Below are 12,943 nucleotides of genomic sequence, written 5' to 3'. Positions count from 1 at the left end.
GCGAGCTACCGAGTTCCTACCTCGTCAACCACGACAGCACGTCTTTTTTCTCCGGCTTTTCTGGCTTAACGACAAACAGATCCTCGGTTTTGCCCGCGGCGTAGGCATCCTTCGCCAACGCGGTCACGTTTGCATCCGACGGGTTATATACGAGCAGCTCATTCGAAACACAGAGCGCCAACATGCCACTCAGGCCGCCGTATTTCAAAGCGCCGGGCAGCAGGTTGGCATCGTTCATGGCCGAGATCTTCTCGAACTGGAACTGATTCAGATCGGCGGCGGTGCGCTCGACGGCATCCCCCGCCAGCGCCCGGGCGATCACCACTTGCGGACCGGCACTTTCCCAACCCACGAGGAATACTCGCTTCGGCTGGATCATGTTCTTGACTAGACTCAGAGCGGTCAAAGTGTCGTGTACCCGATTCGCGAGTATCGAACGATTGTAACCGAAGGTGAACCCGGCATAGACCTTATCCACCGTATAAGGTTTATCGCTGGCCAGTTCGCCGGTCAGGAAACTGTCGAAAGACATCACCGCGATCTGCTTCGCTAGCAGGGCTTTCACCTCAGCCACCGGTTCCCCCTTCTCATCGAACAAACTGGCTTTGCCCTTGGGATGCACCCAGATCACGCCCGTGCCCTGATAGCCGACCGGCACCAGTCCTACACAGGGAATCGCGTCTTTTTCATTCTTCCGGCCGACAATGATCTTGTGAACGCGGGTACCATCGGCGAGCTTCTCCTCAGGAAACATCTTCACAACTTTCAACTCGTCCTTGGTGGGAAATTGATCGCAAACCAAGGCCTTCAGACCGGCCAGGCGAGTTTTCGCCTCCATCTTCTCCAGCTGCTTTTTGCTTTGCTCCGTAAACCACTTGCGAACTCCGTCGGCATTGGTTTCATCCTTGGGCCGAGGATGCTCGGCGTCGAAACACATCAGGTCCTTGGGCGCCACCGGGACGATTTCCTTCTCGACGATCTTCTCGTCTTTACCCAGCAGATATTTGCTGAACCAGCTATACATCAGTTCGCGGGCATGCAGGTTGTAGTTGTGCGGAAACTCCGGCCAGGCGCGGGCAAACACTTTTTCTTCCGCGCCGTAGAGCTTATAGAGCTGCTTCAATTCCGGGTAACCTTTGGTTTCAATTTCCTTCGTCCAGTCGTTGGCACCACTCATGGCCATCGGCTTCGGGGCGAAGATTCCCGCCAACTCGATGTTGCCAGTGTTCACTCGCAAAAGAGAGCAATTTTCGCAGACGCAGCCGCCTTGCATCGCCGTGGAGACCATCACGGCCGGGAAAATGCAGCTGACCCGGTCATCGACCGCGCCCAGAAGGAAAGTTTGCGTGCCGCCGCCGCTGGCGCCGGTGACGCCGATGCGCTTCATGTCAACATCGGGAAGAGTTTCGAGGAAATCGAGGCAGCGGATACTGTTCCAGGTTTGCAGGCCCATGAAATTCTGCTGCCAGAGTTCGGCCTGCACATCCTTGAAACCTTCGCGGTGCGGGATGGCTTTGCTTTCCGCCGAGCCAACCATGTCGTAATGGAAGACGATGCAACCCATGCGAGCCAGCTGGGCACACTTCGCCTGCAAAAACTGCTTGGCGTTGGGCATATATTTTTCCGCATTGCTGTCGATCTGCTTTTTGGCCACGGCATCCGGTTCGACCATCAGGCGGGCATCGGCCCAGTGGCCGTGCGGGCAAAGTACACCGGGGTGTTTGCCGCGCGTTTTCGGACGATAGAGATTCCCGGTTACATAATGGCCCGGCAGGCTGGCGAAATAGACTTTTTCGACGGTGTATTCCTCGCGATCGACCTTGCCGTGCACGACTGGGTTCAACGGTGTTTTTTCGGGTAATGGGTAAAGGCCGTTGGCTACCAGTACCTGCGTCCGCACGAAATCCCGGCGCTTTTCCCATTCCTGTTTGGTGGCCGGGGGAGTAAAAGGGAAGTAGTTCTTGTAGAGATCGACGAGTTCGGTGCGCTGATGGGTAGATTTTTCCCCGGCGGGTAGGACACGGGAGGGATCGTCGGCCCGAGCCGCGAAGACAACGAATAAGAGACCGAAAAGCGGGAGAGAAAGTGGCTTCATAAAAAAATCCGTGTCGGAGGGAGGAACTCCACGACACGGATGGCAAGAGGATCATTAGCTCATCCCGGCATCGTGGCCGCGCGAGCTGCAGAGAAGTTCAGTGGGGATTAAGGCTTCTTCGCTTTGAGCATTTCGCGCATTTCCATCATCATATTGCGAAGATCGCTCATTTCCTTCTTCATTTGGGCTAATTCGCTTTGAACGCGAGCATTCTCGGGAGAACTCGCACGTCGAGTACTGCTCGGTTGCCCGAACGCATCGGGGTTGGCGTCCGCGGAAGGGGCACCTGGCCCCGCGAACCCGCCTGGTCCCCCCATGCTGGGAGCTCCCGATGCTCCAGGACCGGTCATGCCGGGAGGACCGCCTGGTCCGCCCAAACGTCCGCCCGGGGCTGGAGTAGTGGCAGCGGGAGGCGCCGGTGGAGTTGGGCCTGTACTCCCACCCGTGTTCCTACCCCCTATCGCACCACCGCCGAAGCCACCGCCGCCACCGCCGCCACCTCCGCCCAGACCACCGAAGCCACCGCCCGGACCGCCGAAGCCGCCATCGCCCGGACCGCGGAAGCCACCGAAACTACCACCAAAACCTCCTCCACCAGCAGTTCCACCGCCGAAGGCAAAGCCACCCGCAGCACCGGATCGACCTTCCAATTCCATGAGATGATTCATAGCTTTGATCATTTTTTGATTCATCTCACGCAGTGTCGTCTGGATTTCCGTCAGTTCCTTCCGGGCTTTTTCGATCTCTTCCGGCGTGCCTTTCGGTTTTTGCGCCCGTTCTTGAGCTAATTTTCGCTGTTCTTCAGCCAGCTGTCTTTGAAGATCGCGGATTCGATTATCTGTCTCGCGGATTCGATCTTCCGTCGATTGTTCTTTCGCTCTCGGATCGGAGGGAGCTTCCGCCCGGGTGGCCGGAATACCGGACGGTGCTGCCGGCGCAGGCTGCTGGGCATAGATGGGTGAAAGGGTTAACCCTCCCACTCCCAGAGCCAAACTGAACAACCAGGCCGTTCGGCTGCGCCGACGGTTATTACTTTGCATAATCATCACGATCCTCCGTTGGAGAGAAAGAACCGGACCCGCGCCACTGGCCAACTGCGGCACAGCGAGACACGGACCGTTCAGAAAACCAGCCGTTTCCACCAGCGCGGTGGCGTAAGCTTTTCGTTCGGGCAAGCGGGCGATCACCACTTCATCGCAACTGAGTTCCTCGGCCGCCCTCAGCTGCTTGCGGATAAACCGCACCAAGGGGAACCACCAATAGACGAGGGAAGCCGTCCATTCCAGATAGCGCACCCAGCCATCACCGCGCGACAGGTGCGCCAGTTCGTGCAGCAGAACCGCGTCACACTCGGCCGGGGATAAGAGAGCCTTCAGTTGGCGAGGGAAAATAATCTTCCCCTGCCAGAGCATCGGCGGCAGCGTCCCGGCTACCATCAGAATCGGCGGTGTGTTACGTAGCCGTAATTGCGCGGCCAGACGATCGAGCCGGGCGTGAAGATCGCCATCGGCCGGTTCAGCAAGCCGCAAGAGCCGTTGAAACTGCAGCACCCTATATAAACCCAAAGTCAGCAGAATCAAAAAACCGGCCAGCCAGATCGTCAGGATCTGATCCCACAGGGTAAAAGAGATTCGGGGAGTGCTTTCCTGGGGCTCAGCGAGCACGAGGGCTGGCTTTTCCTCGGCCACCTGGGGCACCGACGTGGCAGCCGTAACGTCGGGGAGTATCGATTCTTGTTGATCGAAGGCCGTTTCCGGGAGCGTGGGAATATTGGTGTTCGCGGCCAAGTTCGGTTCGATCAGATCCCTGGGATCGGGTTCCGTATTCTGAACCGGCTTCTCCACCGGAATTTCCGGCGGTTTCACTTTCGCCAACACCTCCGGTTCGCGAGTCGGCCAGTGCGGCAGTTCCACCGCCCAGATCGGAGGCATGAATAAGCGCAACAGCACCAGCATCCAGAGTGTGTGCTGTACCGCCGGTCGCTTGACGAACCGGCAGACCCCCCAGACAATCACAGCCAGGAGGCTGGCCGCCAGGGCATTACGAAGCTGAAGTTCGATGAGCGAGTTCATCTCACACCCCCTTCTTCTTGCTGTCGAGATCTTCGATCAACTGCTTGAGCTGCTGGCGGTCCTTATTGGTGAGCCGTTCTTGTTTCACCAGATGAGTCAGCAAAGGTGTCAGCGATCCTTCACAAAGCTGCTCGGCGATCGACTGCAGCCGTTGGCCGATCAGATCGTCGCGATTTCCCAGGGCAGAGAATCGCATCACCGGTTCGTCCCGCCGGCGCTCCACCCACTCCTTGCTTTCCAGTCGTTCCAGCAACTTCTGCACGGTGGCGGCCTGCGTCGGGGCTCCCGCCTGCTGTTGGATTTCCGCCAGTTGGCGAACGCTGCACGGGCCGTTCGCCCACAACAGTTCCAGGATTGCCAGTTCCGCATCCGTCACATCCCGAGCCGTCCGAGCCATGGCCAAACTCCTTTAAGACAAATTGTCTTCGAGCATCATAAGACAGAATGTCTATTCAGGTCAAGGGAGAAATTGATGAGAATTTTCGATTGGCTAAATAAGCCGGTTTTAACAGGTGGATATCGGTCAAAATTGGATTAGGACACTCGTATGGGTAAAATGTACCGATCGCGTAGAAAAAACGGGCGAAAAACCCAAACGGCCCTACCGGCAACATCGTCATAAGTGTTACGGTTTGCTTGGCTTACTGAATTGGGATCTTTTACCGGTATTGCGGAGTGATTTCCGATCCCAGATCTTCCGATTATCTTGGTGCTGTGTCATCCGTGGAGAGGCTCATGAGTTCTAAGAAAATTGTCAATTCCGTCCCGTTCCGCTTTCGCCCGAGCGTGGAAGCTCTCGAAGACCGTCGGGTACTTTCGAGCAACGTCGCCGCACAGGTTTTCGACGGCGTCCTCTACGTTCTGGGGGATTCGCAATCGAACCAATTCCAGATCGCGAGCTACGGGGGCACCGACGCCACGATTACCGCTCTGAACTCCAATACGACCATCAACGGCACCAGCTCCGTAACGGTGTCGGGCATTCGCAAGGGCTATCACATCGTCGACGGCGGCGGCGATAATGCGATCGTCCTCAAGGGCCTGAACGCTCAAGACACGATCATGCTGATGACCGGCGATGGTAACAACTCGGTTCAATTGCTGGGTGTCTCGGCCAATGAAGGAGCCGTGATCGCCGTCGGGGCGGGCAACAACACGATTACTTTGACCGATACCACGATCAACCAGATGTTCTCCCTGGTAACTGGTAACGGCAACAACTACATGGCCCTGGCCGGGAATGACTTCGGCGGCGAAGTCCTGATCCACGGCGGTAGCGGCAGCAACAGCTACGGCAGTGTCGGCAATAATTTCGAACAAGGCTATCTGGTGAACAGCTTCGGTCCGGGTTCCCCACCTTCGTCGACCACGCCTGTCACGCCGCCGAGTAACGTTGCCCCGACGGTGGTACTCTCTACCACGACCGGTAACCCAACCCTGCTCTCGCCAATCACCTACACCGCAACGTTCTCGCAACCGGTCACCGGATTTAGCGCTTCGGGCATCACGGCCACCAATGGCACGGTCACGAATTTCACCGCCGTGAACTCGACCACCTATACCTTCGGTGTCATCCCGACGGCCGATGGTGTGGTTTCGGTATCGGTGGCGACGGGCGCCGCTCAGAACAGCTCGGGGATCGGCAATACTTCGGCTTCAACCTCGATCCAGTCGCTGCGAACCGCGCAGGGCATTTCCAGCACCATGCCAGCCGCCAACTCCTCGAGCTTCCAAGCTTTGGGTACCGACGGCCTGAAGATTTGGGATGTCTCCGTGGGCTCGGGCGCTGCGGTGAACGCGAACACGACTTCGGTCTCGGTCTTCTACACCGGCTGGCTGGTCAGCAATGGAACGGTATTCGATTCCTCGCTCACCAGTGGTTCACCGGCTGTGTTCAGCCCTTCCGGGTTGATTCAGGGCTTCAAGGAAGGTCTGCAAGGCATGCAACTGGGCGGCATCCGCTTCATGTATCTGCCGGCCGCCATCGCTTACGGTTCGACCGGTTCGGGAACTTCGATTCCTCCGAATTCGGACCTCATCTTCGAAGTCAAGCTCATCGCGACCAATTGAGCGACGGCCAAAAGTATCCAACAACAGGTGGTCGAACCGGGGTTGCATTAGAATTCGAGATAATTGCAAATAAACGAACCGGAACGACCCATGTATTTCAATGTGATTTCTCATGGGTTGGTGTTAACTCAAGGATTCTGAGAAATCCCGAAAAAGTATTTGGTTTAGTCTCAACGAAACTTTGGAGAGGTTCGGCTCAGAAGATGAACTGAAGAGCCGGCTGTATTTTGCGTAAATCGGTTTGTATTATCGGGTCAAAAATTCTCTTTTCGTTGGGAATGTCGGCGGAACTAAGGGAACTGCTCGAAGAAAGACTCAATCTCAATGTCCGAAGCCTGCCACGGATGACCTCTTAGCTCGTATAGCGACACAATTCCCAGTAAACTCAAAGTATCTTCTGCAAGGAAGCGATCCCGACCCTTCGTTGCACACCATTCCTCTGGCTTCCCGTGCTTGGAGGGACTCAAGCGTTTCACTGAATAACCTTTTTTGATGAGAGCCAAGTATGCTGGCACAAGCACATTTGCAGCGTTGACGAGGGTTTCCTTCAACAGCAGGCTCCTTTTTTTTAGCGGCCAGATAATTGATTCATCTGATTGCGGATCTGCTTCACGATCTGGTCGTTCTTCTTATCCTTCTCCAAAAATTCAACCGCTTCCTTGTACATCGCCAGGGCATACTTGGTCGGTTCCGCGCCGCGCTTGGGCTTGATGTTCGTGACCAGATTGATGTAGGCCTTGGTGAGATAGGCTTTGCCCTCGGGATATTTTCCGCACGCTTCGTTGAGGGCCTTCATCAATTTCGGTATGTAGCGCCCTTCGTTCGGGAATTTTTGAATGGTCTGATTCAACCCGACAGCCGCCTGGGAGTACTGCTTGTCTTCCTGCTGAAACTCGGCCAGCTTCAACCGGGCATCGCAAGCCAGGTCGGGCCGGTTGCCTTTCTCGTAGAGATCGATCAACCGCTTGTACATCGAATTGCGCTCCGGCTTGGTTTCCTTGTTGATCAAAGCGAGATCGGGCGAGACTTTCCAGGTGAAGTCAGGATATTTCGCAAAGTTCACCAGCATCGAATTCCAGTGGCTGAGCACAGCCGACTTCAAATCGGAGGAATTTGAAAGATCGCCGCTTTTGACCATCTCCGCGAATTCCAGCCAGGCCCCTTCGTTGTAGTGGCAGAGTTTCAGATTCGCGTCGAGAAATGCGATGCGTTTCTTTTGCGCCTTCAATTCGTCCAGAAGTACCTGATAGATGCGCATGTTAAGGTCGGAGAGCCGTTTACCGACGCGATCCTGCGCCACGGCACTGAGCCGGCGTTCCATGTCGCGATCGAGAATCTGCTGGCCGGTCTGGGGATCTTTCAAGTTACCGGTGTAGTAATTGTCGGTACCGTAGCGCCCTTCCGATTCGAGGAGGAAGTTCACTTTATCCTTCTGCACTCCGGTCACCTGTACGTACATCACCCAGGCGTGCAGATCGAGCGTGGCCGATTCGCCGCCGACGTACGCTGCGGGTACGGCCAGACTTTTCGCCACCCGAGCCGCAAAGTCGGCCTGCATGGCACAAACTCCGCCGTAATTTTTGAGGCTTTCCAGCGTGTAGGGCTTCCCGGCCAGTTTGCAGACTTCGCCGCCACTCTGCAGCATTTCCGTATCGTACTTGCAATCGAAATAGGCTTTGCCAATCAGCTGTCTTTTGGGCAGATAGTTCTGCACGGCCCATTCCCGCTCCTGGATCGGCGTGCGGGTATCCACCAGATAGACCTGAAACTCCCAGGGCAGAAATTGAATGCGGATGGCCGGTTCCTTGGCTTGAATTGCCTTGGCCTGATCGACGAAATATTTAAAATTTTCCAGGGCGGTAATCTTGTTGACGCCCGCCGGCAACAGGCTATGCGTTCGCACCTGATGGCCGCGATAATCGTAGAGATCTTCGCCGGGCTTATCCCACACCACGGCCACGGCAATCGCCAGATTGGGATAGTTCTTCACCGCTTCCGGATTGGCCTTCCACATATTGCGAAACAGGCTGATGGCCTGGATCAGATCGTCGTAGTTTTCATCCAGAGCAGTGTAAAACTCTTCCTTGATATCGACGTTCTTGGCGAACCATTCGTTCATCGCCTCGGCGTCCTTTCCCAGCCCTTCCTTGATATCGACGCGGTGGGCCTGCTCGAACGCCTTGCAGACGGCCGCGCGCACCGTCTTGTACTCACGCTTATCGAACAGTTTGCCGCTCTTGAACAGCTCCAGGTAGACCGATTTGGCGTCGAACGCATTGCTATCGCTTTTCTTGGCGGAGTCCGCCGCCGGACTCTGAGCCGGTAGCGGGCAGAAAAATCCCAAGCAGCATAACAGGACCAGACAGAGAGAGGCTTTTTTCATGGTTCAAAACTCAGTGGCGGCACGGAGGAAATCGCTTTTATTTTAATCGGAAAAGGCAGCGGAATACAGCGCAAACGAACGGCATCCGGGCCAGATTGAGTAGTTTATTTTCTTTTACTACTTTTCACCGCCAGCTAAAATCACAACATCTCTCCCAAGGCTTGACGGCCTAGGGGCCGAAACTTCCTTCCATAATTTCCATTCGGAACTGGGTGACATTCATGAAACTGGGTCGATTAGTAGTCAGTCTGGCAAGTACGCTGGGAATCACGGGTCTTGCGCTAGCGGCCGACTGGCCGCAGTGGCGCGGCCCCAACCGCGATGGCATTTCCGAAGAAAAGCATCTGCTGAAAGAATGGCCCAAAGCCGGCCCGAAGCTGCTGTGGAAATTCGATAAAGCCGGCACCGGGCATGGCAGCGTTTCGGTCGCCAAAGGGTTCGTTTACCTGATGGGCAGCGACGATGTCGATACCGGCAAAGATGAATACGTCCTTTGCCTGAATGAAAAAACCGGCAAGGAAGTCTGGAAGCACGCGCTGGGCACCACCGACGGGAAGTATAACTTCGGTTACGGCAACGGCCCGCGCGGCACCCCCACGGTTGACGGCGATAAACTCTACGTGCTGGGTGCCAAGGGAGACCTGGTCTGCCTGAACACCAAAGACGGCAGCCCGGTTTGGAATAAGAACCTGGTGAAGGATTTTGGCGGCGGCATACCAACTTGGGGCTACGCGGAATCGCCGCTGATCGATGGCGATAAAGTGGTCCTTACCCCCGGCGGCGGCAAAGGCGCGGTAGTTGCCTTGAACAAAACGACCGGGGAGACGATCTGGGCCTGCAAGGAACTCAAGGACGGTGCGGGCTACTCTTCGATCATCATCGCCGATGTGGATGGTGTGAAACAGTACATTCAGCAGTCGATGGAAAGCTCCTTCGGCGTCCGTGCCTCGGACGGCAAGCTACTCTGGCAGCAGAAGAATCTCGGACGGCGGACCGCCGTGATCCCCACACCGGTGTATTACGATCATCACGTCTTCTGCACGACCGGTTACCAGGTCGGTTGTGAATTGATCAAGCTCAGCAAGGACGGCGACGGTACCAAGGCCGAGAAGGTCTACGCCAACAAAGCGATGATCAACCATCATGGCGGCGTGGTTCGAGTGAATGACAAGATCTACGGTTTCAACGATAAAGGAGGCATCTGGGAGTGCCTGGATTTCCTGAAGGAATCTGAAGAGCCGGTCTGGAGTTCGAAGAAACTCGGTAAGGGTTGCATCACTTACGCCAATGGAAATTTCATTCTGCAGGCCGAGGATAAAGGAACGATTGTGATGATCGAGGCCTCACCGAAAGGCTGGATTGAGAAGGGGCGCTTTGAATTGCCGCAATTGACTTCTCTGGCCCACAAGGGTGGCAAGAACTGGCCGCATCCGGTAGTGGCTAATGGAAAACTGTTCGTACGCAACTACGATCTGATTTACTGCTACGACATTAGTGGGACGAACTAGAAGTTGATTTTGCGAGGCAAGCTCTTTGGTGGACGAAGAGCTTGTCGGCGCCATTTTTCGAGAAATCCATGCCCTTTCACTACGAATTATTCACTAAAGAGCCGATCCCCGTTCTGATCGAGCGGTTCCAGAAGAAATTTGAGGAATCTCCCGCCTCAGGTATTCCGGGTTTCATCTTCGACAACCCCTATTTGAATCCAAACTATTCAGCACTAATACGCGGTAACGTTAGTGAGACCGGCTTTCAGATTTATAGAAAGATAGCGTATCATGAATTAAGGACTAGTTTTAGTCTTAGTCTGAAACTGACTGGTCAATTTGAATCGATCGAAGGTGGAACGAGGATATATTATTCGATTGGAATTAATTTATTTTATTTGTACTTTTTCTGGAACACATTTACTTTTTGTCTAGGGTCTCTGCTGATTTTATCTTTGGATCGCATCTGGATATTTGGTTTGATCTTCGTTCCAATTTGTATTTTTATTTTTGTCCTTTCTGTACTTACTGAAAAATGGTGTTTGCAGAAAGCCATCTCCAACCTTGTGCCTGATTCAAAACCTGCAATTCAGAGCGAAAAGATCTCGCCTAGTGCCTAGCACCGGTTTAACTTCAGTCTAGGAGACACATGGAGTCCTTGAGTGCCTCAAACAGAAATTTACATTAGCACGGACATTGAAACCGATGGGCCCATCCCGGGTCCCAATTCCATGCTCAGTTTCGGCTCGGCGGCTTTTGCAGCGGATAAGACCCTCCTGGGTACTTTTGAAGCGAACCTGGCGACACTTCCGGGAGCCGTCGAGGATCCCACCACAAAAGAATGGTGGAATACTCAGCCGGAAGCCTGGGCCGCCTGTCATACCAATCTGCAAGAACCCGACGCGGCGATGAAATCCTACGTGAATTGGGTGAAAAGCCTTCCTGGCAAGCCGGTTTTCGTGGCTTACCCAGCGGGCTTCGATTTTCTGTTCATGTATTGGTACATGATTCGATTCGCCGGAGAATCGCCCTTCTCCTTTTCAGCACTGGATATCAAGAGTTACGCGATGGCCGTGCTCAAATGCGACTATAAGAAAGCAGTAAAGAAAAATATGCCCAAACATTGGTTCGAGAACCAGCCGCACAACCACAAGGCCCTTGAGGATGCTATTGGTCAAGGAATTCTCTTCTGCAATCTGCTTGCGGCGAATCGCTGAAGAAACGCGTTGGTCAAACTCCTTGAATAGGCTGTTCGAGAATGAATATTCGCTTGTGATAGACTCACTTGGTGGAACTCAAATCGAGAATATTTCCATCCGCGATCAATTTCTGCACCTTTTGCGCGAGTTCGTCCTCGAGATTTTTAGAATTCCTCTCGAGCGGCATCCTCTGGGGTGAAATGACTACCCAAGTCGCAATGGAAAAGGCGTTCGTGTCCAATCGCCCTTCGGGAATAAACGTAACGACTGGCCTATTTGACGCCAGAAAAGTACTCTCCGGCTGGATCTGAACTTCGAACTTCTCCGATTTTACAACGATACTATTGGCTTCCGCTCCCATCCTAATCTCATTGTCATGTGCGACTTTTATCAAAATCGGCAGGAAAATCTTCTTCTCCTTCCAAATCAAACTGACAGCGTGTTGATTTTGCCAATCTGCTGGGCCATCGACAGTCACAAGCAAATAGCGATGCTCCACTTTCAAACGATTCGCAGCCTGCAAATGATTCTGCACCAGAGGAATAGCAATTAAAGTCAGAAGAATTCCAACGACAACAATCAGGCTGATGATTCGGATTTTCATACCGACCTCTTGAGCGAGTTTGTGTGCGAAAAGGACAATCTTCCGATTAATTCCCGACGGATCAGGTCGCAAGCCTATTTCATCGCCGGGCCGTCCAGCACTTTCCCGTTAGTATCCAGGATCTGAAACGTGTGAATGCCTGCGCCGCGTTTGTCCGTGTAGGTCCACACGATTTTCTTGTCAGGTGTAACTTCCAGCAGCTTCAATTCCCCCGGCCGGGCGGCGTAGCTGGTGAAAACCGTATGGCCGTTGGGTAACCGTTGCACACCGCAGGCATCCTTGATCGGCTTATTCGGAAGGTCATCGTTATTGAGTTCCCAAACCTTCTGTCCCTTGGCATCCACTTCGACAATCTGATTGCCGTGCGTGCAGCCGATGAGCGTATGACCATCGGGGAGACGAATGGCCGTAAAGGCCCAATTAGGGGTCTTGGCTTCCCAGACCACCTCGCCCTTCGCGTTGTATTCGCGCACCACCTGATCCAGAAGCTGAGGCACCAAATAGTTTCCGTTGGGCAGTTTGCGGGCCATGCGGGTTTGCAAATGGTGGTCCTTGGTCTGAGCCTTCAACGGCACATCCACGACAACTTTTCCTTGAGGATTTACTTCCATCAAGCGGGGCTTGTCGCCCGCTTCAGTGAGCAGGTAATTGCCGTTTTCCAGAGCCTGCGCGGTATTCACTTCCGATTGGGAACCTTCGAATTGAAAAACGACCTTGTTTTCACGGGTCACTTCGACAATCGCCCCGTGCGGATGCTCTTTCGATTTGGAAAGGGCCAATAGGATATGGCCGTTGGGCAGTACCCAGCCATCGCGAGTGGAACCGGGATATTTCCAGAGTTCCTTGCCCGAACCATCGAGCAGATAGGTCTCGCCTCCGGTGGCCAGGAAAGAATGGGTGATTTTCGCGGGCTCTTCGCCGCGGGTGGGAGTTGTTAACCAGTTCCCAAGTCCCAGTAACAAAAAACAGGAGAGAGTAAAGCGCATGATAGACACTCCGGGTAAGAGTGTCATATTACGCATGGGGGGCGAAC

9 protein-coding genes are annotated in these 12,943 nt (G+C 54.3%); 3 read left to right on the top strand and 6 right to left on the bottom strand.

The genetic code is table 11. From position 1 onward, the window contains the following. Positions 1-16: 16 nt before the first annotated feature. The 3 genes from KIH39_RS21860 to KIH39_RS21850 all read right to left on the bottom strand — a co-directional run bounded on the left by KIH39_RS21860 (position 17) and on the right by KIH39_RS21850 (position 4,564). On the bottom strand, positions 17-2,095 hold the full coding sequence (locus KIH39_RS21860) for an alpha/beta hydrolase family protein (RefSeq protein ID WP_213495358.1): 2,079 nt from the start codon (positions 2,093-2,095) through the stop codon (positions 17-19). A gap of 107 nt (positions 2,096-2,202) precedes the next feature. Further along, on the bottom strand, positions 2,203-4,167 hold the full coding sequence (locus KIH39_RS26900; RefSeq protein ID WP_213495356.1) for a M56 family metallopeptidase: 1,965 nt from the start codon (positions 4,165-4,167) through the stop codon (positions 2,203-2,205). A 1-nt stretch (position 4,168) separates the two neighbouring features. Continuing rightward, a complete protein-coding gene (locus KIH39_RS21850) occupies positions 4,169-4,564 on the bottom strand; it encodes a BlaI/MecI/CopY family transcriptional regulator (protein ID WP_246539380.1) in 396 nt (131 codons plus the stop codon). A 338-nt stretch (positions 4,565-4,902) separates the two neighbouring features. Here KIH39_RS21850 and KIH39_RS21845 point away from each other — a divergent pair, with 338 nt between their 5' ends. Beyond that, on the top strand, positions 4,903-6,237 hold the full coding sequence (locus KIH39_RS21845; RefSeq protein WP_213495354.1) for an FKBP-type peptidyl-prolyl cis-trans isomerase: 1,335 nt from the start codon (positions 4,903-4,905) through the stop codon (positions 6,235-6,237). Positions 6,238-6,805: 568 nt separating this feature from the next. Here the strand turns inward: KIH39_RS21845 and KIH39_RS21840 are convergent. Continuing rightward, positions 6,806-8,620 carry a hypothetical protein gene (locus KIH39_RS21840; RefSeq protein ID WP_213495352.1) on the bottom strand — a complete coding sequence of 605 codons (1,815 nt, stop codon included), beginning with the start codon at positions 8,618-8,620 and terminating at the stop codon, positions 6,806-6,808. Between the two features lie 221 nt (positions 8,621-8,841). On the opposite strand from KIH39_RS21840, the gene KIH39_RS21835 reads away from it, so the two are divergent. Together KIH39_RS21835 and KIH39_RS21830 are read left to right on the top strand one after the other, a co-directional pair. Continuing rightward, a complete protein-coding gene (locus tag KIH39_RS21835) occupies positions 8,842-10,128 on the top strand; it encodes a PQQ-binding-like beta-propeller repeat protein (RefSeq protein WP_246539377.1) in 1,287 nt (428 codons plus the stop codon). A 641-nt stretch (positions 10,129-10,769) separates the two neighbouring features. After that, positions 10,770-11,324, top strand: a complete 555-nt coding sequence (locus tag KIH39_RS21830) for a 3'-5' exonuclease family protein (protein ID WP_213495348.1) — start codon at positions 10,770-10,772, stop codon at positions 11,322-11,324. A 64-nt stretch (positions 11,325-11,388) separates the two neighbouring features. Here KIH39_RS21830 and KIH39_RS21825 read toward each other — a convergent pair whose 3' ends face one another. Further along, positions 11,389-11,910 carry a hypothetical protein gene (locus KIH39_RS21825; RefSeq protein ID WP_213495346.1) on the bottom strand — a complete coding sequence of 174 codons (522 nt, stop codon included), beginning with the start codon at positions 11,908-11,910 and terminating at the stop codon, positions 11,389-11,391. 74 nt (positions 11,911-11,984) lie between these two features. Further along, complete coding sequence (locus KIH39_RS21820; protein ID WP_213495344.1) at positions 11,985-12,896, bottom strand: beta-propeller domain-containing protein; 912 nt, start codon at positions 12,894-12,896, stop codon at positions 11,985-11,987. Positions 12,897-12,943 lie beyond the last annotated feature (47 nt).

This window comes from Telmatocola sphagniphila (assembly GCF_018398935.1).
Taxonomy (GTDB): domain Bacteria; phylum Planctomycetota; class Planctomycetia; order Gemmatales; family Gemmataceae; genus Telmatocola; species Telmatocola sphagniphila.
Note: the sequence above shows the minus strand (reverse complement) of the source record. Positions and strands in the feature narration are given on the sequence as shown.

Excerpts from the sequence above, each read along its gene's own strand:
- KIH39_RS21860 (WP_213495358.1), bottom strand. The coding sequence starts at position 2,095 with ATGAAGCCACTTTCTCTCCCGCTTTTCGGTCTCTTATTCGTTGTCTTC.
- KIH39_RS26900 (WP_213495356.1), bottom strand. The coding sequence starts at position 4,167 with ATGAACTCGCTCATCGAACTTCAGCTTCGTAATGCCCTGGCGGCCAGC.
- KIH39_RS21850 (WP_246539380.1), bottom strand. The coding sequence starts at position 4,564 with ATGGCTCGGACGGCTCGGGATGTGACGGATGCGGAACTGGCAATCCTG.
- KIH39_RS21845 (WP_213495354.1), top strand. The coding sequence starts at position 4,903 with ATGAGTTCTAAGAAAATTGTCAATTCCGTCCCGTTCCGCTTTCGCCCG.
- KIH39_RS21840 (WP_213495352.1), bottom strand. The coding sequence starts at position 8,620 with ATGAAAAAAGCCTCTCTCTGTCTGGTCCTGTTATGCTGCTTGGGATTT.
- KIH39_RS21835 (WP_246539377.1), top strand. The coding sequence starts at position 8,842 with ATGAAACTGGGTCGATTAGTAGTCAGTCTGGCAAGTACGCTGGGAATC.
- KIH39_RS21825 (WP_213495346.1), bottom strand. The coding sequence starts at position 11,910 with ATGAAAATCCGAATCATCAGCCTGATTGTTGTCGTTGGAATTCTTCTG.
- KIH39_RS21820 (WP_213495344.1), bottom strand. The coding sequence starts at position 12,896 with ATGCGCTTTACTCTCTCCTGTTTTTTGTTACTGGGACTTGGGAACTGG.